The organism is Actinomadura rubrisoli, assembly GCF_004349215.1.
GTDB classification, from domain to species: Bacteria; Actinomycetota; Actinomycetes; order Streptosporangiales; family Streptosporangiaceae; genus Spirillospora; species Spirillospora rubrisoli.
On the sequence record NZ_SMKU01000035.1, the window covers coordinates 12,729 to 36,585 of the forward strand.

Here is a 23,857-nt window from a genome sequence, read left to right on the forward strand (position 1 = left end):
TTAGGCTCCGAAGCGAGGCGTGTGGACCTCGCCGAGCATGACGTGCACGATCTTGGACTCGGAGAAGAAGTCGATGCTGTGCGCGCCGCCCTCGCGTCCGACGCCCGAATCCTTGACACCGCCGAACGGGGTTCGCAGGTCGCGGACGTTATGCGAGTTGACCCAGACCATACCCGAGGCGACCGCGTGGGCGATGCGGTGGCCGCGCTTGAGGTCGCCCGTCCAGACGTAGGCGGCGAGGCCGTAGCGGGTGGCGTTGGCCAGCTCGATCGCCTCGGCCTCGTCGTCGAAGGGCGCGGCGGCCACGACCGGGCCGAAGATCTCCTCCTGGAAGATCCGGGCGTCGCGGGGGACGTCGGCGAAGACGGTGGGCTGGAGGTAGTTGCCCTCGGGCAGGTGGCCGGGGCGGCCGCCGCCCGCGATCAGCTTGGCCTCCCGCTGGCCGATCTCGACGTAGTCCAGCACCCGGGCGTAGTGCTCGGGGTGGACGAGCGCGCCGACCTCGGTGGCGGGGTCGGACGGCGGCCCGACCCTGACCTTCTCGGCGCGCTCGGCGAGGCGGCGGGTGAACTCCTCGTAGACGGGGCTCTCCACCAGGACGCGGGAGCCCGCCGTGCAGCGCTCCCCGTTCAGGGAGAACACCCCGAACAGGACCGAGTCCAGGGCCGCGTCGAGGTCGGCGTCGGCGAACACCACCACGGGCGACTTGCCGCCCAGCTCCATCGACAGGGCCTTCAGGCCGTCGGCGGAGCAGCGCATGATGTGGCGGCCGGTGTCGGTGGAGCCGGTGAACGACAGCAGCGGCACGTCCGGGTGGTCGACGAGGGCCTGTCCGGCCACCTCGCCGATCCCGTGGACGATGTTGACCACCCCGGCGGGGACGCCGGCCTCGGTGAAGATCTCCGGCCACAGGCCCGCCGACAGCGGCGTCCACTCGGCGGGCTTGAGCACCAGGGTGCAGCCGGACGCCAGCGCCGGGGCGAGCTTCCAGCTCTCCAGCATGAACGGGGTGTTCCAGGGGGTGATCAGCCCGGCGACCCCGGCGGCGGTCCGCACGACGTAGTTGATCTGCTGGTCGCCGACCCGGTACGCCTCCTCGCCGAGCGCGACGATCACGTCGGCGAAGTAGCGGAAGTTCTCGGCGGCGCGGCGGGCCTGGCCCCGCGCCTGCGTGATCGGCAGGCCGGAGTCGAAGGACTCCAGCTCGGCCAGCCGGTCCTCGCGCGCCTCGACCGCGTCGGCGATGCGGATGAGGATGGTGGCGCGCTCGCGGTTGCCCAGCGCCGACCAGCCGGGGAACGCCGCGCCCGCCGCGGCGACGGCGCGGTCGACGTCGGCGGGGCCGCCCGCGGCGGCGGTGGCGTAGCGGGTGTTGGAGACGGGGTCGGTGACGTCGAAGACCGCGCCGCCGGCGCTGTCGGCGAACTCGCCGCCGATCCAGTGCCGGATGTGCTCCGGCAGGCCGGCGGGGCGGGCGGAGGTGGAGGGGACGGGCATCGATGCTCTCTTCCGGGTCGGTTGCGGGCGGCGGGAACGCGGGGCGGACCGCCGTGGGAGCGGGTCAGATCGCCGCGGTGAGGTCGCCGCCCTGGTCGAGCAGGGCGCGGATGCGCGCCAGGGCCTCGTCGGACGGCGCGGCGAGCGGCGGCCGGACGTGCCCGGACGGGATCCGCCCCTGCCGCTCCAGCACCCACTTGGCGGGCGCCGGGTTGGTCTCGACGAACAGCAGGTCGACGAGGGGGTGCAGGCGGTAGTGCAGGTCGCGGGCGGCGGCGTGGTCCCCGGCCGTCCACAGCTCGTACATCCGGGCGACGGCCGCGGGCGCGAGGTTGGTGACGGCGCTGACGAACCCGGCGCCGCCGAGGGCGAGCAGGGGCAGGCACAGCAGCTCGATGCCGGACCAGACGAGCAGCTCGGGCCCGCAGGCGTGCAGGACGCGGGAGAAGTGCTCGAAGTCCTTGGTCGTCTCCTTGATCCCGACGATGTTGTCGAAGTCGGCGAAGAGCCGGCGGACGGTCTCGGGGGCGATGTCCACGGCCGTCCTGGACGGGACGTTGTAGACCACGAGCGGCAGGTCGGGGAACTCGCGCGCGACGGTGGCGTACCAGCGGTACAGGGCCTCCTGCGTGGGCCGCGCGTAGTAGGGGGTGATCACCAGGGCGGCGTCCGCGCCGGCGTCGCGGGCGGCGGCGGTGAGCTCCAGGGTCTCCTCCAGCTTGGCCGCGCCGGTCCCCGGCAGGAACGGGACGCGGTCGGCGACCTCGTCCGCGGCGGTGCGGATGGCCAGAACGCGCTCGGCGACCGTCTGGCTGCTGGGCTCCCCGGTCGAGCCGCCGAGCGAGATCCCGTGCGAGCCGGACTCCAGCTGCCAGCGGATCAGTCCGCGCAGCGCGTCGTGGTCGACGGCCCCCTCGGTCGTGAACGGCGTGACGACGGGCGCGATGGACCCGCGGATGGTGGACGGGTCGGTGCGGAACTTCACGTGGTCTGCTCCTCGGATCGGTGGGAGGTCGGATCGGGGGGAGGCGGTCAGCGGCCCTCGCGGCGCCAGGTCTCGTACTCCTCGCGCCGGCCGGGACCGAGCGGGTAGAGGCCCTCGATGGGCTCGCCGGCGGCGACGCGCTCGGTGATGAAGCGTTCCTGCGCCTCCTGCTCGATCGCGTCCTCGACGAGGTCGGCGACGAGATCGGGAGGGACGACGACCACGCCGTCGGCGTCGCCGACCAGGATGTCGCCCGGCTGCACCAGCGCCCCGCCGCAGGCGATCGGGACGCCGGTGTCCCAGGGGACGTGGCGGCGGCCGAGGACGGCGGGGTGGGCGCCGCCGTGGAAGACGGGCAGGCCGAGGCCCGCGACCGTCGCGCTGTCGCGCAGGCCCCCGTCGGTGACGACCCCGGCCGCGCCGCGCATCCTGGCCCGCAGCGCCAGGATGTCGCCGATCGTGCCCGAGGACGGGTCGCGCCGCGCGTCCATGACCAGGACCTGGCCTGGGCGCAGCTCCTCGATGGCGCGCTTCTGGGCGTTCATGCCGCCGCCGTACCGCTTGAACAGGTCCTCGCGGAGCGGAAGGTAACGCAGCGTGTGCGCGGTCCCGACCATCTTGGCGTCGCCGTCCGCGGGGTGGACACCGTCGATGGTCATGTGCTGGAGGCCGCGCTTGCGGAGCTGGGAGCTGAGGGTGGCGGTCGACAGGCCGCGCAGCGCCTCGGCGGTCGCCTCGTCCAGTGCGGGCCTCGCCTCGTGCGCCGGGCCCCAGGCGTCCGCGCGCACCGCGTCGTCGACGCGGGGCATGGCGCCCCAGCCTTCGAGCGGGCGGTCCGCCTCGGACACCGTGTTGCGGAGCCGTCCGGTGGACAGGTCCCCGGCGGTCACCTCGACCTCGACGGTGTCGCCGGGGGAGACGACCGACGCCCCGCCCGGGGTGCCGGTGAGGATGACGTCACCGGCCTCCAGGGTGACGAGCCGGGAGAGGTCGGCGATCAGCGTGGCGAACGGGAACAGGAGTGTGTCGGTCGTGTCGTCCTGCACCCGCTCCCCGTTCACCCAGGTGCTCACGCGCAGCGCGGCGGGGTCGAGCCGCCGCGCGTCGAGCAGGCGCGGGCCGATCGGGGTGAAGCCGTCGGAGCCCTTGGAGCGCAGGTTGGAGCCGCGGTCGGCGTAGCGCAGGTCGTGGACGCCCGCGTCGTTGGCCGCGGTCACCCACCCGACGTGCCGCCACGCCTCGCCGGGGGTGACCCGGCGCGCGCGCTCGCCGATGACCAGGGCGATCTCGCCCTCGAAGGTCATCAGCTCGCAGCCGGCCGGGCGGACCAGCGCGTCGCCGGTCCCCGCGAGGGAGGACGGCGGCTTGAGGAAGTACGAGGGCTCGGCCGGGACGCGTCCGCGCTCCTTCGCCCGGGAGGGGAAGTTGAGGTGGACGGCGATGATCTTCGAGGGCCGGTTGCCCAGGGGGTGCGGCACAGGGGCTCTCCTGTTGGGAACGGAAGCGAACCTCAGGGGTCAAAAGTAAATCGTATATGAAGTCATGCACGATGACGAGGGTGCAATGTGAGTCACTTCGATCGTTCCAACCAGGCGGGCACGGAGGAGGGGGAGCGACCCGCCCGTACAGTATGATCGCAAATCGTATGCGAAATCCTCTAGGAGGTGCTTGAAGGATGCGGGACACAGCCGGTCTGGCCGCACGCACGCTCACGCCCAGCAGGCCCGCCGACGCGCCGCCCGTGCTCCTCGTGCACGGCTTCGGCTCCGACGGTGCCGCCGATTGGATCGACACCGGGATCGCCGGCGCCCTCACCGATGCCGGGCGCACCGTCATTGTCCCCGACCTGCGCGGCCACGGGGACAGCCCGGTTCCGAGCACCTCCGCGGAGGTGACCGCGCCCGCGCTGGCCGCCGACCTCGTGGCCGTCATGGACGAGGCGGGCGCCGCGACGTTCGACGTCGCCGGATACTCGCTCGGCGCCCGGATCGCCTGGGAGCTGCCCTCCGCGGCGCCCGGACGCGTCGAGCGCGCCGTGCTCGGCGGCCTCAGCCCGGCCGAGCCTTTCACCGCCGTTGACATCGAGGCCCTGCACCGCGCCGTCCAGGACGGCACCGAATGCGACGATCCCTTCACCGGGGCCATCGCGGGCATGGTGAAAGCGCACGGCGACCGCGCCGCCGGGCTCGCGCTGTGCGTGGAGGGGCTGCGCGCGACCCCGTTCGCCGGAGGGCCGTGGAACGCGAAGGTTCTGCCTGTCCTCGTCGTCGGCGAGAATGATGAGCTGACACAGGGAATCGACGGCCTCGCCGAGTCGGTGGGCGGGGCGAGGCTGGTCACCGTGCCCGGCGCCCACCACGAGGTGCTCGCCGGCGCGCGGTTCCGCGACACGGTCCTGGACGTGCTGGCGCGGTGACCGGACCGGCGAGCGAGACCGGGGGGTTGCGGTCCGAGGATGAGGAGAACCGGGTGAGTTCCGCGAAGAAGCAGGACCAGGGCAAGGAGTCGAAGGCCGAGTTCTGCTACGAGCTGTTGCGGTCGCGCATCCTCGACGGCACGTACGTGCCGGGCTACCGGCTGGTCATCAACCAGCTCGCCCAGGAGACCGGGGTCAGCACGATCCCGCTGCGCGAGGCGCTGCGCCGCCTGCAGTCCGACGGCCTGGTCGAGGTCGTCCGCAACGTGGGCGCACGGGTGGCGGTCTTCGACGCCGAGCAGGTGGAGCACACCCTGCAGATCCTCGCCCGGCTGGAGGGGTACGCGACGGCGATCTCGGCCCCGGTGATGGCCGCGGCGCAGATCGCCGCCTCCCGCAAGATCAACGACCGGATGGTGGAGGCGCTGGAGGAGTTCGACCCGACCGCGTTCACCGCGCTCAACCGGGAGTTCCACTTCTCCATCTACGAGCACTGCCCGGACGGCCACCTCCGCTCGCTGCTGGAGGCCGAGTGGACGCGCCTGGACCACATGCGCCGCTCCACCTTCACCTACGTCCCGGGCCGGGCGCGCCGGTCGGTGGTCGAGCACCGGCACATTCTCGACCTCATCGCGGCGGGCGCCGACCCCACCGAGATCGAGCGCGTGGCCTGCGCCCACAAGAACGCCACCGCCGACGCGCTCCACAGCGCCCACCCCGGGCAGCCGCACGCGCACTGACCGGGCCTCACGCCCGCCGACCGGGCAAAAGAACGCGCCGTTCCCGCCGGGCGAAGGTGGGGAACGGCGCGTTCGGTCTTCCACGGTCAGGTGAGCAGCTGGCCGCCGTCCACCTGGACCACGGCGCCGGTGATGTGGCCGGCCTGGTCGGAGGCCAGGAACAGCACGAGCGGCGCGATGTCGTCCGTGGTGCCGATCTTGGCGAGCGGGATGCGGCTCTCCCACGCCGCGCGCGCCTGCGGGTCGTCCATCAGCCCGGCCGTCATCGGCGTGTGGACGGGGCCGGGCGCCACGCCGTTGACCCGGATGCCGTGCGCGGCGAGCTCCAGGGCGCTGGTGCGGGTCAGGGCGTCCACCGCGGCCTTGGTGGCCTCGTAGTGGCCGAGCCCGGGAGTGGGCTGCCGGGCGCCGATCGAGCTGATGTTGACGATGCGCCCGCCCCGCCCGGCCTCGATCATCCCGGCCGCGACGGCCTGGGTGACGGTGAAGGTGCCGCGCAGGTTCACCGCCACGACGGTGTCGAAGACCTCCAGGGGCAGCGACACCAGCGGGCCGCCGCCCGCCACGACGCCGGCGTTGTTCACCAGCACCTCGACCGGCCCCAGCGCCCCGGTCACCTCCGCCACCGCGGACCGGACGGACTCCGCGTCGGTGACGTCCATGGTCACGGCGCGGGCGTCCAGCTCCTTGGCGGCCCGGGCGGCGGCGACCTCGTCGCGGTCGCCGATGACGACCCGGTCGCCGGCCGCCGCGAACGCCTCGGCCACCGCGCGCCCGATGCCGCTGGCGCCGCCGGTGACCAGGACGGTCCGCCCGGCGGTCACCGGGCCTCCGCGATGATGATCCGCGGGCTGCCGGGCAGCGCCCGCGTCTCCACCGGCTCCCAGCCCGCCCCGGCCAGCCAGCCGCGCACCTCGTCCTCGGGGTAGACGACCGTCCCGTCGATGACCAGGTACTCGCCCGCGTGCACCGCGTCCAGGACGCGCTGCTCGGGGGCGTCGTCCAGGAAGAAGTCGAGCAGGACGAGCCTGGCGCCGGGAGCGGCGGCGCGCCGGGCCCGCCTGACGATCTCCTGGTTGTCCTCCGCGCCGTACCGGTGCACGACGTGCTCCAGCAGGACCAGGTCGTATCCCTCGGGGACGTCGCCGGTCAGCGGGTCGGTCTGCACGACCTCGGCGCGGTCGCCCACACCCGCGTCCTCCAGGACCTTGCGGGCGAACTCCACGAGGTCGCCGCCGGAAAGGAACGTTCCCTGCGCCTTCTCGGCCGCGCGCAGCGCCTCGGCGAGGAAGGAGCCCGACAGGCCGCCGAAGTCCAGGATCCGCGCGTACGGGGTGAAGTCGAAGTTCTGCGCGAGCATCCGGGCGTGCAGGGAGTTGTAGGTCATGACGCCGCCGAGGAAGGTCTGCATCCGGTCGCCGGCCAGGTCGAGCGCGGCGGGCTCGGCGGTGCGGGCGGTCTCCCCGAACCCGAGCCAGTGCCCGTAGCTGATCGCGTCGAGGAACGCCAGGAACGGGCGCAGGTCGATGTCGCCGCCGCCGCCCAGGTAGAACTCGGTGCCGGCGGAGTTGGCGTACTGGCCGTTCACACGGGTCAGCAGCCCGAGCCCCGCCATGGTGTCGGCGAGGATCCGGGCGGTGCGCTCGGGCAGCCCGGTCCGGCCGGCCAGCTCGGGCGCGGTCGCCGGGCCGTCCGCGAGCGCGGCGAACAGGCCGGCCTCGCTCGCGGCGAACAGCTGCTTGGCGGCCATGTAGCCGGTGGCGACGCCAAGGATGCCGGACGGGTCGGCGCCCGGGGAGGTATGCGACATGAACACGTCTCCTTCTGGGTAAAGAATATGCCAGATGCTATACGATCGCCTGCATCACGGCCAGGGGCAGGGCCCGCGGCCACTCACCTCATGGGAGGTCAGCGATGGAGTTCGCAGAACGGGTGCCCAGGCGGCGGCTCGGTGTGGACGGCCCGGAGGTCCCCCTCCTGGCGCTCGGCTCCTGGAACACCTGGGACCGGATGGAGCGCGAGGACGCCGCCGCGCTGGTGCGCCTCGCGGTCGACCGCGGCGTCGACCTGTTCGACGTCGCGCACTACGACTTCGGGCCGCACGCCGAGAACGCCGTGACGGACGTCCTGTTCGGCGAGGCCGTCCGCGACGCCGGGCTCGCGCGCGAGGACTACCTGCTGTGCGGCAAGCTCTGGCTCTGGGAGTACCCCGCATCCACCTTCGCCGAACAGATCAAGGTCTCCCTCGGCCGGATCGGCACCGACCGGGCCGACATGGTCGTCGTCGGCGACTTCATGGAGCGGCCCGACCTGCGCGCCGTGGTGACAGACGTGTCCGAGCTGGTCAGGGCCGGGCGGTTCGCGTCCTGGGGGGTGAACAACTGGTCGGCGGGCGATGTGCTGTTCGCGGCCCGGTTCGCCGTCGCCGAGGGCCTGGTGCCGCCCTCGTTCGCCCAGCTGAAGTACAGCCTGGCCCGCCGCTCGGTGCCCGAGGGGGAGCCCTACGGGAAGCTGTTCGCGAACGAGGGCCTCGGCCTCCAGGCGTCGGACGTGCTGGAGGGCGGCATCCTCGCGGGGCGGCCCAACCCCCAGCGCAAGATCGGCGCGGACCCGGGCGGCATCCGCGACCGGATCCGCGCCTCCCTCCCGGAGGTCGTGCGCGTGGCCGAGCGGTTCGGCGCGACCCCCGCGCAGCTCGCCATCGCCTACTGCCTGACCCATCCCGCCGTGGCCAACGTCCTGGTCGGCGTCAGCCGGCTGGCCCAGCTTGAGGACAACCTCGCCGCCCTCCGCCTCGCCGCCCGGTACGGCGACGAGCTGCGCGACGCGGCCGCCGGCCTGTGGCTCGACCGGGGAGTGGTCGACCCGGCGGCCTCCTGGGGCACCGACGCCCCAGGAGGCCGCTGACCCCGGGCGGGGAGCGGGGTCTGGGCCCGCGCGGGGGGCTGGGCCCGCGCGGGGACAGGGCTTCAGGCTTCGTGGACGACCTCGCCGCCCAGGACGGTCATCGCGACCGGGACGGACGGGAGCGCCTGCGGCTCGACGTCGAACAGGTCGCCGTCCAGGACGCACAGGTCGGCGACCTTGCCCGCCTCGATCGAGCCCTTCCATCCCTCCGCGCCGTCCTGCCAGGCGGGGGTGATGGTGTAGGCGCGCAGGGCCTCGGCGAGCGCGAGCCGCTGGGCCTCCCCGCGGGCGGCGCCGTCCAGGCCGCGGCGGGTCACGGCCGCGGCCAGGCCCGCGCGCCAGTCCGGCGTGAGCACCGGGGCGTCCGAGCTGAGGCACAGCCGGATCCCGGCGTCCAGCGCGTCGCGGGTGGGCCACGCGTCCCGCAGGGCGTCCTCGCCGAGCGCGTCCGCGAGCATGGGCTCGGTCGCGACGGGGATGCCGGCCTGGGTGTTCAGCCCGATCCCGGCGGCGGCGAGGACGGTCAGCGTCCGGGGGGTGAGCAGGTCGCCGTGGATGATGTAGTGGCGGGCGTCGCGGCCGTCCCGCCCGAGGGCGGTGGCGAACGCGTCCGCGACGACCCGGGTGGCGCGGTCGCCCGTGGCGTGCACGCCGACCTGGTGCCCGGCGTCGTGCGCCGCGTCGATCATCGCGCGCAGGGCGGCCTCCCGCTCCTCGTCCGAGCCGCCGTCGACGAGCAGCGAGCCGTGCCCGCCCCCGGTGTAGGGACGGTCGGTCCAGGCGGTCCGCATCGGCGGGATGCCGTCGGCGAAGATCTTCACGCCGGCCACCCGGAACAGCCCGGGGACGTCGGCGGGCGGGGCGAAGTCGCGCAGCCCCTTCTCCAGCTCCGCCGCCGAGCCGGGCCCGTCCAGTTCCCCGAACAGCAGCAGCGCGGTGACCCTCGCCTTCAGCGCGCCCTCGGCGGCCAGCTCGGCGTACTCGCGCAGGGCGGCGGAGCCGAAGCAGCCGCTGGCGCCGTCGTCCTCGCCCGGCCCGAGGCCCGGCTCGGTGTAGCTGGTGATCCCGAACGAGGCGAGCAGATCGGCGGTGCGCAGGATCGCCCGCCGCCGGTCGGCCGCGGTCTCCAGCCGGGGCGCGGCGTCGTGCGCGTGGTCGCCGGAACCGGCAAGCTGGTCCATGAGCAGGCTCGGCCACATCGCGCCGAGCCAGACGCCGTGCAGGTGCGAGTCGTTGATCCCGGGCACGACCGTCCGTCCGTCCAGCCGGACGACCCGCGTGTCCCGTCCGGCCAGCGGCGCGATCTCCCCGTCGGTGCCGACGCGCACGATGCGGCGGCCGCTCACCGCGATCGCCTCGGCGACCCGGTCCCCGTCGTCGACGGTGTGGATCCGTCCGCCGGTGAAGACGAGGTCGGCCGCCGTACATTCCTCGGTCATATCGCGCTCCAACTCTGGACACCGCTGATGGGATGCAATTAACGTACACGGAATCAGATACGATTTTGGAGTGCCCGACCCCCCGGGGAGCGGGCACACCGGGCCTTCGGAGGTAAACGATGCCCCTGGATCCCGAGGCGCGGCAGATCATCGACCGCACTCCTGCCGAGGACCCGAACCAGGCGGCCGAACTGCCCGACGCGGCGACCATGCGCGAGCAGTTCCGCCTGATGTGGACCATGCCGGACGACCTCCCGCCCGTCGGCGGCGTCGCCGACACCACGATCCCCGGACCGGCGGGCGACATCCCCGTCCGCGTCTACACCCCCGAGGGGCAGGGCCCGTTCCCCGCGTTCGTCTGGTACCACGGCGGCGGCTGGACGATCGGCACCCTTGACGAGAACGAGTTCGCCTGCCGGACCGTCTGCGCCGACGCCGAGGTCGTCGTGGTCTCCGTCGACTACCGCCTCGCCCCTGAGAACCCCTTTCCCGCCGCCGCCGACGACGCCTACGCCGTCGTGAGCTGGCTGGCCGAGCACGGCGGCGAGTTCGGCGCCGACCCGGCACGGATCGCCGTGGGCGGGGAGAGCGCCGGCGGCAACCTCGCCGCCGTCGTCGCGCTCAAGGCCCGCGACCTCGGCGGCCCGGCCCTCGGCCTGCAGATCCTCGTCTCGCCGGTCCTCGGCCACCCGGACGACGGCCGCGCGTCGTACGAACAGTTCTCGGAAGGCTACTTTCTCTCCAAAGCGAGCATGGAGTGGTTTTTCACGACGTATCCTTCCGACGCGCGCGACCTGAACGATCCCTACCTGCTGCCGCTGCGCGCCCGGAACCTTGAGGGGCTGCCGCGCGCGCTCATCCTGGGAGCAGAGTACGACGTGCTCCGCGACGAGGGGGAGGAGTACGGCAAGGAGCTGGAGGCGGCGGGCGTGGACACCGAGGTGGTCCGCTACGACGGGTTGATCCACGGCTTCTTCGGCCTGCTCGCCACCGAGCTGACGGCGGCGAAGGACGCGCACGCGCGGGCCGTCGCCGCGCTGCGGTCGGCGTTCTCCGGCGGCGCGTGATGGCCGCGCCCGCCCTCGCCCTGGAGGGCGTCGCCGTGAACCGGGCCGACGTGCCGGTGATCCACGACGTCACGCTCGACGCCGCCCCGGGCGAGGTCACGGTCATCCTCGGCGCGAACGGGGCCGGCAAGACCACGCTCATGGACGGCATCGCCGGGCTGGCCCCCGTCAAGTCCGGCACCATCCGGCTGGACGGCACGGCCATCGAGAAGCTCGCCCCGTACCGGCGGGCGAGGGCGGGCCTCGGCTACGTGGAGCAGGCCCGCACCACGTTCCGGACGCTGACGGTCGAGCAGAACCTGCTGGTCTCCCAGTCCGGCGGCGGCGAGCTCGCCACCGCCTACAAGCTTTTCCCCGAGCTGGACAAGCGACGCAACCTCCAGGCCGGGTTCCTGTCCGGCGGGGAGCAGCAGATGGTCGTCCTCGGCCGCGCGCTGGTGTCCGAGCCGAAGGTGATCCTGATCGACGAGATGTCGCTGGGACTGGCGCCGATGGTGGTGCGCCGGCTCATGGCGACGATCGGCGAGCTCGCCGGCATGGGGATCGCGGTGGTGCTCATCGAGCAGTTCGCGAACCTCGCGCTGGAGGTCGGCACCCGCGCCCACGTGCTGCGCAAGGGCGGTGTCGTGTTCTCCGGGCCGTGCTCGGAGCTGCGCGGCGACGACGAGCGGCTGCACCGGCTCTACTTCGGCGGGCCGCCACTGACCAGCGCCGACCGGGACGCCGGGGCGGCAGAGAGCGAGCGGCCATGAACCTCGTCGACAAGCGCGGCCTCGGCATCGGGATCGGCCTGGCCGCGCTGGCCTGCGTCGCCCTCCCGGCGGTGCTGTCGCCGTACTGGATCTACCTCGCGATCAGCGCCGTCGTGAGCGCCGTGATCATGCAGAGCTACGGCGTGATCGTCGGCCGGGTCGGCGTCATGTCGCTGTGCCAGATGTCGTTCGCAGCGATCGGCGCGTGGGTCGTCCTGCGGCTGAACGTGGCGGACGCGCCGGGCGGGTTCTTCGTCTGGCTGGTGCTCGGCGGCCTGGCGGCGGTGCCCGTCGGCGTCGCGATCGGGCTGCCCGCGCTGCGCATCCGCGGGGTCAACCTCGCCGTCGTCACCTTCGGCTTCGCGGTCTCGGCCGACATCGTGTGGAACGTCAACCCGTTCCCCGGCGCCCAGGACCTGAAGATGCTGGACCGGCCTGAGCCGTTCGTCACCGACGGCTCGTACTTCGTGTTCGTGACGATCGTGTTCACCGTGCTCGCGGTCGTGCTCGGCGTGATCGGCAAGACCCGGCTCGGGCTGTCGTGGTACGAGCTGCGGCACTCCGAGCGGTCCGCCGCCTCGCACGGCGTCTCGGTGGCCCGGAGCAAGCTCGCGGCGTTCGCGATCAGCGCGTTCGTCGCCGGTATCGGCGGCGGCCTGCTGGTCGGGCAGCTCAGCACGGTGGTGCCGAGCAACTTCGCGATGGGCCAGTCCCTCGCGCTGTTCGCCGTCGCCATCATGATCGGCCCGCACCACCCGGAGGGCGCGGTGATAGGCGGGATCTTCGGCGCGATCATGCCGACGATCATGGAGAAGGTGTCGCTGCCGCAGGACTTCGGCGGCGTGCTGTTCGGCGTGGGCGCCCTGCTGGCGCTGCGCAGCGGGCTGAGCCACACCGACCTCACCCGGATGCGCAAGCGCGAGCGCGGCGCCCGCAAGCTGATGAAGGACGCCGGCATCGGAGCGGAGGAGGGGGCAGAGAAGGCCGCCGAGCCCGCGCCGCCGCTCCCGGCGGTGCCGCGCGACCCCGGCGACCGGAAGCCGCTGCTGTCGGTGACGGGCCTGACCGTCCGGTTCGGGGAGGTCGTCGCGCTCGAAGCCGTCGACCTGACCGTCCCAGAGGGCGCCGTCGTCGGGCTGATCGGGCCCAACGGCGCGGGCAAGTCCACTTTCATCTCCGCCGTGACCGGCTTCGTCGCCGGGTACGGGGGGACGGTGGAGCTGGCCGGCGCGCGGCTGGACAAGCACGGCCCCAGCGTCCGGGCCAGGCGCGGCCTGCGCCGCACCTTCCAGACGACCGCCATCGCCCCGGAGCTCACCCAGTACGAGTACCTGGCGATCGGCTCCGGACGCCGGCTGCCCCGCGCCGACGCCGACGAGCTGCTGGAGTTCTTCGGCTGCCCGCCCGGCGAGGTCCCGGTGTCCATCGTCGACGCCGGCACCCGGCGGCTCCTGGACGTGGCGGCGGCCATCGCCGCCCGGCCCAAGGTCGCGCTGCTGGACGAGCCGGCCGCCGGGCAGTCGGCCGCCGAGTCGCTGCGGCTCGGCGCCCGGCTCACCCAGGTGCCCGAGCGGTTCGGGGTGTCGATCCTGCTGGTCGAGCACGACATGGAACTCGTGCAGGCGACCTGCGAGCAGGTCACCGTCCTGGACTTCGGGCATGTGATCGCCTCCGGCCCCACCGGCGACGTCCTCGCGGACGCCGCCGTCCGGGCCGCCTATCTGGGTGCCGCGGATGTCCCGGCGTCCTGACCAAGACCCCGCCAGCCGTCCCACCCTGCGAACAAGGGCCTCAGCCATGAAACTCACCTATATGTCCGCCGCGGCCGCCACCGTGCTCGCCGTGTCCCTCACCGCCGGCTGCAACTCCTCCGACAGCGGCACCGACGGGCCGATCAAGGTCGGCGCGATCAACGGCATCACCGGGCTGTTCCAGACCCCGGAGGTCCCGAAGGCCGTCAAGGCCGTCTTCGAGGAGGTCAACGCCGCCGGCGGCATCAACGGCCGCAAGCTGGAGCTGATCAGCAAGGACGACGCGATGGACCCCTCGCGGTCCGGGCAGGCCGCCCGCGAGCTGATCCAGTCCAACGGCGTCGTCGCGCTCGCCGGCTCGTCCAGCGCCGTGGACTGCGGCCTGAACCGCGCCACCTACAGCAAGAACAAGATCGTCTCGATTCCGGCGATCGGCGTCGACCCGGCCTGCTTCTCCAGCCCGAACATCGCGCCGGTCAACCCCGGCCCGTACGCGCTGACCACGGCGATGCTGTACTACGCCTCCGAGACGCTCAAGCGCGACAAGGTGTGCCTCGACTACACCGTCCTGCCCGGCAGCGGCGGCGGCATCGAGGGCGCCATCAAGAAGTGGACGGAGCTCACCGGCAAGACCCTCACCCACAAGAACCTCGCCGTCGGCCAGGGCGACCCGACCCGCTACCTGGTCGCCGACAAGAACGCCGGCTGCCAGGCCGTGCTCTACAACGCCACCGTCGGCCCGTGGTTCGCGCAGGCCCGCACCCAGGGCATGCAGAAGGTCGACTTCATCCTGGCGGCCAACAGCTACACCGACGCCAACGCCAAGACCATCCCCGCGGACATGACGTCCTACGCGGGCACCGAGTGGCAGCCCTACACCGACCCGACCCTCCCGGGCAACGACCGCTGGGCGAAGATCATCGAGAAGAACGGCATCCAGAAGACGGCGTTCAGCCAGGGCGCGGTCATGGCGGCGGACATCTTCGTCCAGGTCCTCAAGACCATCAAGGGCGACATCACCCGCGAGTCGGTGACCAAGGCGTTCAAGGAGATGAAGCCGATCAACTACCCGATGGTCGGGACCCCGTACGTGTTCGGGCCGGGCAACGAGCACAACCCGATCCAGGGCAGCCGGTTCGTCAAGGCCGAAAAGGGCGGCTGGAAGGTCCTTCCCGGCGGCTTCACCGTTCCGGGCAAGAGCTGAGCCCCGTCCCTCCGGGCGCGCGCGGCACCCGCGCGCGCCCGGCCCCACCCGGAGGAACCCGATGGTGAACTCTGTGATCGCCGGGCTGACCAGCGGCGGCGGCTACGCCCTGCTCGGCCTGTGCGTCGTCCTGACCTACCGGCTGGTCGCCGTCGTCAACTTCGCGATGACCGCGGTCGGCGCGATGGGCGCGTTCGTGATGGTGTCGCTCACCGACGAGGGCATGAACGTCTGGCCCGCCCTGCTGATCGGCGCGCTGTCGGCCGCGCTGCTGTCCGGGCTGCTCGGCGCGGCGCTGGTCCGCTGGTTCGCCGGGCACCGGGAGCGGACGAAGGCGGCCGTCACGGTCGCGCTGTTCGTCGCGCTGAGCGCGATCGGGCTGCGGCTGTTCGGCGGCACCAGCACCGGCGCGCACCGCTTCCCGAACCCGTTCGGCGACCCCGTCTTCACCGTCGGCAGCGTCGTCGTCCCGCAGTCGGTCCTCGTCTCGCTGGCGTTCGCGGTGCTCATCACCCTCGCGGTCGGCCTCCTGCTCACCCGGACGCGGATCGGGCTGAAGCTCCAGGCGCTGTCGGAGCGGCCGAGCACCGCCGAGGTCGTCGGCATCCCCGCGCCCCGGCTCGCCGTGGGCGTGTGGGCGGGCGTCGGCGCCATCACGATGCTGGTGATCGTGCTGGTCGCGCCCCGGCTCGGCGGCGACTTCGGGACCCTGTCCGGGCTGATCAGCACCGCTCTGGCCGTCGCGATGGTCGGCGCGTTCCGGAGCCTGCCGCTGACGCTGGTCGGCGGCCTGATCCTGGGCTGCCTGGAGGGGATGTCGTCCGCGCTGGACTCCATCCAGAAGTACCAGGGCGTCGTGCCCTTCCTGGTGATCCTCGTGCTCCTGTGGTGGCGCAGCCGCCGCGAGGTCTGGGACACCGCCCACAGCAGATGACGAACCGAGGAGACGCGATATGCCCGACCTGACATCGACCAGGGCGGCGGTCCTGCGCGAGCACGGCGCCGACCTGAGCGTCGAGGAGCTCCCGCTCCCCGCCGAGTGCGAGCCCGGCGCCGCCATCGTCCGCGTGGACTGCGCGACGCTGTGCGCGACCGACGTGCACCTGTGGTCCGGCGCCATGTCGTTCCCGGACATGCTCCCGATCGTGCTCGGCCACGAGATGATGGGCACCGTGTGCGCCGTCGGGCCGGGGACGCGCGACGCGCTCGGCCGCACCGTCAAGGTGGGCGACCGGATCGGCTGGTCGGAGTCGGTGTGCGGGCACTGCTACGGCTGCACCGTCCTGCGCAACCCGGTCGCCTGCGCCGAGCGGGGCTACGGGTTCCTGCAGCGCGCCGACCGCTGGCCCTACGCCACGGGCGGGCTCGCCGCGCACAACTACGTGACGCCGGGCGCGCTGAAGGTCGTGCTGCCCGACGACGTGAAGGACACCTGGGCCGCCGCCGCGGGCTGCGCGGTCAAGACCGTCCTGCACGCCTTCGACCGGGCCGGGGGGGTCCGCCCCGGCTCGACCGTGCTCGTGCAGGGCGCGGGCGCGCTCGGGATCGTCGCCACGGCCGTCGCCGGCGTCTCGGGCGCCGGCAAGGTCATCACGGTCGGCGCCCCCGACGCCCGCCTCGACCTGGCCCGCAGTTTCGGCGCGGACCTGACGATCGGGCTGGACGGCGACGCCGACGCGCGGCTCGCCACCGTCATGGACGCCACCGGGGGGCGCGGCGCCGAGCTCGTCCTGGACCTCGCCGGGGCGCCCGGCGTGGGCGCGGAGGCGGTGAACATGGCCGCGTTCGGCGGCCGCTTCGTCATCGTCGGCACCACCGGCCCGCAGCCGGACGAACTCTCGCTCGGAACGATCATGGGCAAGGAGCTGAACGTCCTCGGCTCGCTGAACGGCGACGTCGGCGACTACCACCGCTCGGTCGAGTTCCTGCGCACGTTCCAGGACCGCTTCGCCTGGGACGACCTTTTCAGCGCCCCGGAGGGCCTCGAAGGGGCCTCCGACGCGCTCGCCGCGATGGGGCGGCTCGAACAGGTCAAGGCCGTCATCCACCCCCACCGATGAGGAAAACCGTGCCCACCACCATCCCCCGCCGCCGTCTCGGCACCGCCGGGCCCGAGGCGTCCGTCCTGTCCCTCGGCTCCTGGCACACCTACGACCGCATGGACTTCGGCGACGCCGTCGCGATGGTCCGCCACGCCGTCGACTCCGGGATCAACCTCTTCGACGTCGCCGTCTACGGGATGCCGGGCCACCCGCCGGTGTTCACCGACGTGCTGTTCTCGGCGATCGTCCGCGCCGGGGGGATCGCCAGGGACGACTACCTGCTGTCCACCAAGCTGTGGCTGGAGGGGTATCCCCAGCAGTCCCTGCGCGACCAGCTCGCCAACGCGCTGTTCCGGGTCGGCGCCGACCACGCCGACGTCGCCGTCCTCGGCGACATCCGGCGCGACGACCTGGACCTGCGCCGCCTGGCCGAGGACCTGGCCGAGCTGGAGCGGGAGGGCCTGCTCGGCTGCTGGGGCGTCAACAACTGGTCGGCCACCGCCGTCCGGACGATCCGGGGGCACGCCCTCGCCGCGGGCTCGCCGGGGCCCCAGCTCGCCCAGCTGAAGTACAGCCCGTGCCGCCGCTCCATCCCCGACGGGGAGCCGTTCGCCGCCGTCTTCGCCGAGGGCGTGTCGATGCAGGCGTCGGACGTGCTGGAGGGCGGCATCCTCGCCGGCAACACCGCGCCGTCCCGCCAGATCGGCAAGGACCCGGGCGAGGTGCGCCCGCGCATCGTCGAGGCGGCCAAGGGCCTCGCCGAGCTCGCGGCGGAGCTGGACGCGACCCCCGCCCAGCTCTGCGTCGCCTTCACCCTCACGCACCCGTCCACGAGCACGGTGCTGTTCGGAGCCAGCCGCATGCGGCAGCTGACCGACAACATCGCGGCGCTCGACATCCTGGACCGCGTGGGGTCCTCCCGGCTCCGCTCGCTGATGGACCCGTTCTGGGTGGACCGCGACATCGTCGACCCCGAAGGCCCGTAACCCCTGATCCCTGGACCCCCGTCTAGCGCGGCACCCGGCGCCCTGGGACCGAAGGCCCGGGTCTCCTCCCCAAGGGTGCCGTAGGCGGGGGTCCAGTCCTCGTCAGACGGAGCCCGACTATTAGTTCACTATCTGGAGGGTGAAGGCTTCTAGCATCAGGCCCCTGCCTGTCGTGCCGAGTTCTATACGGAGAGGGCTGTCGTAGTTGTTCGCGACTACACCCAGCCAATCCCAGTCCTGCACATGCGCCTGCCCGACCTCCTTGGTCGGGCCCCCGACCCAGAAGCGGAGCGCTTCCATCGGCCGGTTCTGTCCTTCCGTGCCGACATGGAGCCATTGGTCACGGGCACACTGTTCTCCCTGCCAATCCTTATCCCGGATGTGGGCCTCTACGCAGAATGTCGCACCTGACACCGCGACGTTCACCGCTTCGATGGCCAGGTTTCGTCCCACGGTGCCGGCAATGCCGCCGTTGCACGTCACGTTCTGCCAGTTCAGGTAGGCGACGTGGGCCTGATAGCACACCGAGTAGGCCGCCGCTCCGCGCCGGGCGACCTCGGCTTTCAGCGCCTGCTGCACCGTCACCCCCTTCCCGTATGTCATCGGGCCGGACGTCCGTCCCGTCGCGGTGGCCGGCCGTTCCTGAGCGATTCCGGCATCGGCCAGGCCGGTGAGGCCGAGCACGGCTCCGGTGGACAATGCCACCAGCGCCTTCATCGCCTTGCCGCCCGTGTGGATGAACCTGTTCATCGATCCTCCTGTTGATCTCGGTGGCCTCGTCCGCGACGGCAGGAGTTCGCAATTTGCACCGCGGCGAACCCATCGAAACCCGACGTCACGAAAGCCTCCCGACTAACATCAACAATCCTTGGTCCGAAATGGTCAGGCAAGGCCCCACAGGCCCATCTTGGTCGGCCTGGCTAGTGCTGAGGAACCACAGAGCCCTTGTCAAGGGGCCGCCCGTGTTTCCGCCGAGAATCCAGCACATTTTGACTATCCGCGTCCGGGCACCGACCAAGAACTCCCGCGAGCGGCCGGAAGTGCAAGCGCCCGCCGAGGTGGGCCAGGACGGAGCGGGATGCCCGGGGGCCCGCAGCGCCGCCGGGCCGTCCGCTGCCGGCTCGTGCCGTAGGCGGAAGTCCGCCCGGGCTGTGCACATCCAGGCGAACCCGGGCCCGGGCCCGGGTTTCCACCGGTCATTTGCCGAGGGAGCATTTCGGTGCAAAGCACCATGCGCGCATCGATCGGATAACGCCCTCTACAAGCGCGCGGCGAAGTCGGGGACACTTTCGGTGCACTTGCGGAGGCGGTCCGTGACGCCTCCGCGCGCCGCGTCCGCGCCGCGTCCGAGGCCCGCCGGGCCGAAGCCGCGCCCGGCCGGAACCCGCTCGGCATCGAAGTCCGGGAAAGCACGGATGCAGACCCGTGGGTTTCCGGTGGTGGGGCGAGCCCGCGGGTCCGAGCATGGAAAGGGTGGTCGTGGTGATTTCCGCCCCGCGGCGGCGCCTGACGCCGCCGTGGTACGGCGCGGAGGCGAGACGCGCCCTCGCCGTCGGTCTCGCCGCGGCGGGAGTGGCGCTGGTCTCGGGCTGGCCGTACTGGCAGGAGCACCGGATCTCCGCCGCGGTCACGCTCACCAGCAGCGCCGCCATCGCGATCGAGGGCGTCCTGCTGGCGACCGGCGGCCGCACGCGGCCCACGGGCCGGCTGTTCGTGCTGGCGGCCTTCGCCTGGGCCCTGAACTGGCTGGCGAGCTGGGACGCGGGCCCCGGGCCGCTGCTGTCGCCGTACATGCAGGCCCAGTTCTACCTCGCGCTCGGCGCCGGCGTGCTGCTGTACCCGGGCGGGCGGCTGGAGTGCCTCGCCGACCGGATCTGGCTGATCGCGGCATGCATGATCCTCTGGGTGTGCCCGACGGCGCTCTGGGTCTTCTCCGAGCCGGAGTGGGCGGCGTTCCGGGGCAGGACGGTGTGGTGGCCCGCGCTGTACCCCGACATGGAGGTGTTCCGGGTCGTCCTGAAGGCGTCCGCCGCGCTCTACCTGCTCCTGGCCCTGTCGTTCGTCGTCGTCCTGCTGCTCAGGCTGCCGAGGATGGGCCGGTTGAAGCGCGCCCTCACCCTGCCGGTGACCGGCGCCCTGACGTTCGTGGGCATCTCCGCCGCGCTGTCCCAGCGGCCGATCATGGAGGCGTCGGTCACGCTGGACGACCTGCTGAGGGTGTACGCGCTGCAGGGCGCGGTGGTGATCCTGGTCCCGCTCACCCTCCTGGCGTCCGGGGTGCGGATCCGCGTCGCCGAGCTGACGGTCGCGGGCCGGATGCTGCGGCTCACCGCGCCGGTGACGGTGGAGCGCGTCCGCGGCGCCCTGCGGGACGTCCTGCACGACCCCACGCTGGAGCTGTGGTTCTGGGCCCCGGTCGAGGGCGTCTACGTCGACACCGATGGACGTCCCGTGGCCGTCGACGACTCCGGGGGAGACCACGCCGAAGCGTGGGGAAACCCGGCCGGCGGGGACGCGGGCCGCTGGCGGCGCAAGGTGCTGACCGCCGCCGGCGACCCGCTGGCGATCGTGGAGCTGGGCGGCTCGCTGCGCGACCACGGCTCCCTGGTGGAGGCCGCGCTCGTCGCCGGCGGAAGGGCGCTGGAGACCGCGCGGCTCCAGGCGACCGTGCACGCCAACCTCGAACAGGTCCGCTCCGCCTATGAGCGCCTCGTCCGGGCCGAGGCCGTGGAGCGCGAGCGCCTCGCCCGCGACCTGCACGACGGCGCGCAGCAGCGGCTGCTGGCGCTCGGCGCGATGCTCGCGACCCTGGAGGCGGTCTCGGGCGAGGCCGCGGTGAAGGAGCACACGCGGACCTGCCGCCGCGAGCTGATGGCGGCGCTGGCCGAGCTGCGTTCGCTGGCCCGGGAGGTGCAGCCGGCGCTGCTCGTCCAGGACGGCCTCGGCCCCGCGCTGGAGGTGGTCGCCGAGCGGATCGGCACCCGCATCCGGCTGGACGTGGAGCCGCGGCGCTATTCCCGGGAGATCGAGTCGACGCTTTACGCGGTGCTGTGCGAGGCGCTGTCGTACGCTGTCGACCGCGCGCGTGCGACCAGCGTGTCCGTGCGGGTCCGTCCCGACGGGCGCGAGCTGGTCGTGGAGGTCAGCGACGACGGCGGGAGCCCCGGCGATCCCGCCGCCGAGCTGGCCGGCCTGTCCGGCCGGATCAGGGCGCTGCGCGGCCACGTGCACGTCGACGGCGATCCCGACCGGGGCACGACGGTAAGGATGGTCCTGCCATGCGAGTAGCCGTGGCCGAGGACAGCGGGATCTTCCGGCAGGCGCTGGTCACCCTGCTCACCACGGTCGGCATCGAGGTCGTGGTCTCCGCCGCGTCCGGCGAGGAGCTGCTGGCCCGCGTGGCCGACGACCCGCCCGACGTGGCGATCCTCGACCTGCACATGCCGCCCACCTACACCAACGAGGGCGTCGTCGCCGCCCGGCGGCTCCTGCGCCTGCACGGCGGCCTCGGCGTGCTCGTCCTCTCGGCCTTCAACGAGACGCCGCAGGCGATGGAGCTGTTCCGCGACCAGCCGCGCGGCGTCGGGTACCTGCTGAAGGACCACGTCACCGACGTCGACAACCTGCGCTCGGCGCTGGAGCGGGTGATGCGCGGCGAGGTCGTCATCGACCCGGACGTGGTCAGCCGGCTCGTCGAGGCCCGGCACCACGAGCAGGAGCTGGCGCGGCTGTCGGACCGCGAGCGGGAGGTCCTCGCGCTGATGGCCGAGGGCCACTCCAACGCGGGCATCGGCAAGCGGCTGCACCTGTCCGCGCGGACGGTCGAGGACCACGTACGCGCGATCTTCACCAAGCTCGGGATCACCTCGTCCAGCGGGCCGTCCGGCCCGCAGGACAGCAACAAGCGGGTGCTGGCGGTGCTGACCTGGCTGCGGGCCGCCGAGACGCGCTGATCCGTCCTGGACGGGCCGGGTCCGTGCCGGCGCGGCGCGGTCTGTACTGGATGGTTCGTCCCATATGTCCCGCGCATCAATCGGGTAACGGGCCCTCGCGCTGACCGGCGCTGTGGGGAAGACTGACGGTGCGAGTCCGGTCGCGTTGCGTGATCCCGGTGGCGGCCCTCGTGCGCCACCGGGACGTGTCACGGATCCGCGCCTCAGGTCCGTGCCCAAGGTCTTCCGGCGCTCCCCATCCTCCCGTCGCCGCGACCCTCGGCACATCCGGGAAAACCCGTTGTCCGGCCGGTGGTTTCCCGGTACGGCCGGTCACGAAAAGGGGTGGTGGTGAGGTCCGTTCGCTGGCGGACGCCGCTGTGGTTCGGCACGCCGGTCCGCCTCGCCGTCGGCGCCGGCGCGGCGGTGGCCGCGGCGACGCTGGGGTGCGGCTGGCCGTACTGGCGCGGTCATCCCGTCGCCGCGGCGGTCACGCTGCTCGCCTGCGGCGCGTTCGCCGTCGCCGGCGGCGTGCTGGCCGCCGGGCGGCCCCGGCGGCCCGGGCACCGGTCCGGCGCGGCGTTCCTCGCCGCCTCCGTCGCCTGGGCGATCACCTGGGTGGGGAGCTGGAACACGGGCGCGGCGCCGCTCGTGTCGGTCTTCGCGCAGTCGCTGTTCTACCTGACGGCCGGGGTGGGCGTCGTGCTGTACCCGTCAGGACGGCTGGAGCGCCTCACCGAGCGGCTGTGGCTCGGCGCCCTCGCCGTCATCCTGATCGGCGGCCAGGCACTGCTCTGCGCCACGTCCCATCCTGGGTGGAACGGCTTCGCCGCCTCGGTGGCGTGGCCGACCGTGTTCCCCGACCGGACGCTCTTCGACGGCGTCCAGCGCGTCTCGACGGTCCTGCACGCGATGCTCGTCGCCGCCCTGGTGGCCATCCTGGCGGCCCGGCTGCCGCGCACGAGCCGCCTGGAGCACCGGTTCACCGTGCCGGTCGCCGTCGCCATGATGGTCGGCGCCGCCGGCGCGGTCGCGAGCCAGGGCTCGCTGGTCCGCGCCGACCTGCGGCTGGACGACGTGCTCGGCGTGTACCTGGTCCAGGGCGTCTTCGCCACCGTCCTGCCGCTGGTGTTCCTGGCCACCGCCCTGCGCGGGCGGCTGGCCGAGCTGACCGTCGCCGAGCGGATGCAGCGCCTCACCGAGCCGGTGTCGATCGAGAAGGTGCGGGACGCCCTGCGCGGCGTGCTGCGCGACGCCACCCTCGACCTGTGGTTCTGGATCCCGGCCGACGAGACCTACGTGGACGTCGCCGGCCGCCCCGTCGACGACGCCTCGCGGCCGGCCGGCCCGGACCGCTGGCGGCACGAGGTGCGCACGTCCGGCGGGGAGCCCCTGGCCACCGTGGAGCTCGCCGCCGCGCTCCGCGGCCACGAGCCGCTGGTCGACGCGGCGCTGGCGGCGGGCGGCCGGGCCCTGGAGACCGCGCAGCTCCACGCGACCGCGCAGGCCCACCTGGAGCGGGCCCGCGCCGCGCGCGAGCGCCTCGTCCGCGTGCAGGCCGCCGAGCGCGAGCGGCTCGCGGCCGACCTGCAGCGCAGCGCGCAGCGGCGGCTGCGCGCCCTGGAGACGATGCTGGAGGCGCTGGAGTCGTCGGCGGCCGAGCCGTCCGCCCGCGACCAGGCGGCCGGCTGCCGCCGCGAGCTCGCCGAGGCGGTGGCCGAGCTGGACGACCTGGCGCGGGGCGTGCACCCGGCGATCCTCGCCGACGCGGGCCTCGGCCCGGCGCTGGGGCTGGTCGCCGCGCGCTCGGCGGTGCCCGTCCGCCTCGACCTGCCCGACCGGCGGTTCCCGCCCGAGATCGAGTCAACGCTGTACTTCGCACTCTGCGAGGCGGTCACCAACGCCGTCAAGCACGCCCGCGCCGGGTCCATCGAGCTCAGCGTCCGGACGGGCCCGGACGGCGTCGTCGCCGAGGTCCGCGACGACGGCGCCGGCGGCGCCGCCCCCGTCACGGGCGGCGGCCTGTCCGGCCTCACCGACCGTGTCGGCGCCCTCCGCGGCCGCGTGGACATCGACAGCCCGGCCGGAGCCGGGACGAGGGTCACCATCACCCTCCCCGCCCCCGCCGGGTGACGCCGC

Annotated in this window: 20 protein-coding genes; 13 read left to right on the forward strand and 7 right to left on the reverse strand. The window is 73.2% G+C overall.

Features of this window, described 5'->3' with window-relative positions; genetic code table 11:
• The 3 genes from hpaE to E1298_RS10210 all read right to left on the reverse strand — a co-directional run bounded on the left by hpaE (window position 1) and on the right by E1298_RS10210 (window position 3,960).
• On the reverse strand, window positions 1–1,497 hold the full coding sequence (gene hpaE / locus E1298_RS10200; protein ID WP_131891662.1) for a 5-carboxymethyl-2-hydroxymuconate semialdehyde dehydrogenase: 1,497 nt from the start codon (window positions 1,495–1,497) through the stop codon (window positions 1–3).
• Window positions 1,498–1,561: 64 nt separating this feature from the next.
• Window positions 1,562–2,482 carry a 4-hydroxy-tetrahydrodipicolinate synthase gene (gene dapA, locus E1298_RS10205; protein WP_131891665.1) on the reverse strand — a complete coding sequence of 307 codons (921 nt, stop codon included), beginning with the start codon at window positions 2,480–2,482 and terminating at the stop codon, window positions 1,562–1,564.
• Between the two features lie 47 nt (window positions 2,483–2,529).
• The gene (locus E1298_RS10210) at window positions 2,530–3,960 is read right to left on the reverse strand and encodes a fumarylacetoacetate hydrolase family protein (RefSeq protein WP_131891668.1); all 1,431 of its coding nucleotides are present in this window, start codon (window positions 3,958–3,960) and stop codon (window positions 2,530–2,532) included.
• 197 nt (window positions 3,961–4,157) lie between these two features.
• On the opposite strand from E1298_RS10210, the gene E1298_RS10215 reads away from it, so the two are divergent.
• Both E1298_RS10215 and E1298_RS10220 read left to right on the forward strand, forming a co-directional pair.
• Window positions 4,158–4,898 carry an alpha/beta fold hydrolase gene (locus tag E1298_RS10215; RefSeq protein ID WP_131891670.1) on the forward strand — a complete coding sequence of 247 codons (741 nt, stop codon included), beginning with the start codon at window positions 4,158–4,160 and terminating at the stop codon, window positions 4,896–4,898.
• A 53-nt stretch (window positions 4,899–4,951) separates the two neighbouring features.
• A complete protein-coding gene (locus E1298_RS10220; RefSeq protein ID WP_131891673.1) occupies window positions 4,952–5,638 on the forward strand; it encodes a GntR family transcriptional regulator in 687 nt (228 codons plus the stop codon).
• Window positions 5,639–5,724: 86 nt separating this feature from the next.
• Here the strand turns inward: E1298_RS10220 and E1298_RS10225 are convergent, their stop codons facing one another.
• Both E1298_RS10225 and E1298_RS10230 read right to left on the reverse strand, forming a co-directional pair.
• Window positions 5,725–6,462, reverse strand: a complete 738-nt coding sequence (locus E1298_RS10225) for an SDR family NAD(P)-dependent oxidoreductase (RefSeq protein WP_131891676.1) — start codon at window positions 6,460–6,462, stop codon at window positions 5,725–5,727.
• Window positions 6,459–7,448 (reverse strand): class I SAM-dependent methyltransferase, encoded by a 990-nt coding sequence (locus tag E1298_RS10230; RefSeq protein WP_131891679.1) that lies wholly within the window; start codon window positions 7,446–7,448, stop codon window positions 6,459–6,461. The genes E1298_RS10225 and E1298_RS10230 overlap by 4 nt, the downstream gene beginning before the upstream one ends.
• 104 nt (window positions 7,449–7,552) lie before the next feature.
• Here E1298_RS10230 and E1298_RS10235 point away from each other — a divergent pair, with 104 nt between their 5' ends.
• Window positions 7,553–8,545, forward strand: a complete 993-nt coding sequence (locus tag E1298_RS10235; RefSeq protein ID WP_131891682.1) for an aldo/keto reductase — start codon at window positions 7,553–7,555, stop codon at window positions 8,543–8,545.
• Window positions 8,546–8,607: 62 nt separating this feature from the next.
• Here the strand turns inward: E1298_RS10235 and E1298_RS10240 are convergent, their stop codons facing one another.
• On the reverse strand, window positions 8,608–9,984 hold the full coding sequence (locus E1298_RS10240; protein ID WP_131891685.1) for an amidohydrolase: 1,377 nt from the start codon (window positions 9,982–9,984) through the stop codon (window positions 8,608–8,610).
• A 119-nt stretch (window positions 9,985–10,103) separates the two neighbouring features.
• Here E1298_RS10240 and E1298_RS10245 point away from each other — a divergent pair, with 119 nt between their 5' ends.
• From E1298_RS10245 to E1298_RS10275, 7 genes are all read left to right on the forward strand, one after another.
• The gene (locus E1298_RS10245; RefSeq protein ID WP_131891687.1) at window positions 10,104–11,051 is read left to right on the forward strand and encodes an alpha/beta hydrolase; all 948 of its coding nucleotides are present in this window, start codon (window positions 10,104–10,106) and stop codon (window positions 11,049–11,051) included.
• Complete coding sequence (locus E1298_RS10250; protein ID WP_131891690.1) at window positions 11,051–11,803, forward strand: ABC transporter ATP-binding protein; 753 nt, start codon at window positions 11,051–11,053, stop codon at window positions 11,801–11,803. The genes E1298_RS10245 and E1298_RS10250 overlap by 1 nt, the downstream gene beginning before the upstream one ends.
• On the forward strand, window positions 11,800–13,554 hold the full coding sequence (locus tag E1298_RS10255) for a branched-chain amino acid ABC transporter ATP-binding protein/permease (protein WP_131891693.1): 1,755 nt from the start codon (window positions 11,800–11,802) through the stop codon (window positions 13,552–13,554). The genes E1298_RS10250 and E1298_RS10255 overlap by 4 nt, the downstream gene beginning before the upstream one ends.
• Window positions 13,555–13,600: 46 nt before the next feature.
• Window positions 13,601–14,758 carry an ABC transporter substrate-binding protein gene (locus E1298_RS10260; protein ID WP_207944546.1) on the forward strand — a complete coding sequence of 386 codons (1,158 nt, stop codon included), beginning with the start codon at window positions 13,601–13,603 and terminating at the stop codon, window positions 14,756–14,758.
• Between the two features lie 61 nt (window positions 14,759–14,819).
• Window positions 14,820–15,692 carry a branched-chain amino acid ABC transporter permease gene (locus E1298_RS10265; RefSeq protein WP_131891696.1) on the forward strand — a complete coding sequence of 291 codons (873 nt, stop codon included), beginning with the start codon at window positions 14,820–14,822 and terminating at the stop codon, window positions 15,690–15,692.
• Between the two features lie 19 nt (window positions 15,693–15,711).
• The gene (locus E1298_RS10270) at window positions 15,712–16,818 is read left to right on the forward strand and encodes a zinc-binding dehydrogenase (RefSeq protein ID WP_131891698.1); all 1,107 of its coding nucleotides are present in this window, start codon (window positions 15,712–15,714) and stop codon (window positions 16,816–16,818) included.
• Window positions 16,819–16,826: 8 nt separating this feature from the next.
• Window positions 16,827–17,786 carry an aldo/keto reductase gene (locus E1298_RS10275; protein ID WP_243725496.1) on the forward strand — a complete coding sequence of 320 codons (960 nt, stop codon included), beginning with the start codon at window positions 16,827–16,829 and terminating at the stop codon, window positions 17,784–17,786.
• A 120-nt stretch (window positions 17,787–17,906) separates the two neighbouring features.
• Here E1298_RS10275 and E1298_RS10280 read toward each other — a convergent pair whose 3' ends face one another.
• Window positions 17,907–18,536 (reverse strand): hypothetical protein, encoded by a 630-nt coding sequence (locus E1298_RS10280; RefSeq protein ID WP_131891702.1) that lies wholly within the window; start codon window positions 18,534–18,536, stop codon window positions 17,907–17,909.
• Window positions 18,537–19,268: 732 nt separating this feature from the next.
• Here E1298_RS10280 and E1298_RS10285 point away from each other — a divergent pair.
• The 3 genes from E1298_RS10285 to E1298_RS51550 all read left to right on the forward strand — a co-directional run bounded on the left by E1298_RS10285 (window position 19,269) and on the right by E1298_RS51550 (window position 23,851).
• Window positions 19,269–21,074 carry a sensor histidine kinase gene (locus tag E1298_RS10285; RefSeq protein ID WP_165975396.1) on the forward strand — a complete coding sequence of 602 codons (1,806 nt, stop codon included), beginning with the start codon at window positions 19,269–19,271 and terminating at the stop codon, window positions 21,072–21,074.
• Window positions 21,065–21,739 (forward strand): response regulator transcription factor, encoded by a 675-nt coding sequence (locus E1298_RS10290; RefSeq protein WP_131891708.1) that lies wholly within the window; start codon window positions 21,065–21,067, stop codon window positions 21,737–21,739. Before E1298_RS10285 ends, E1298_RS10290 begins: the two co-directional genes overlap by 10 nt.
• A gap of 330 nt (window positions 21,740–22,069) precedes the next feature.
• Window positions 22,070–23,851: a sensor histidine kinase gene (locus E1298_RS51550; protein WP_341770611.1), complete on the forward strand. Its 1,782-nt coding sequence runs from the start codon at window positions 22,070–22,072 to the stop codon at window positions 23,849–23,851.
• The last annotated feature ends 6 nt before the right edge of the window (window positions 23,852–23,857 follow it).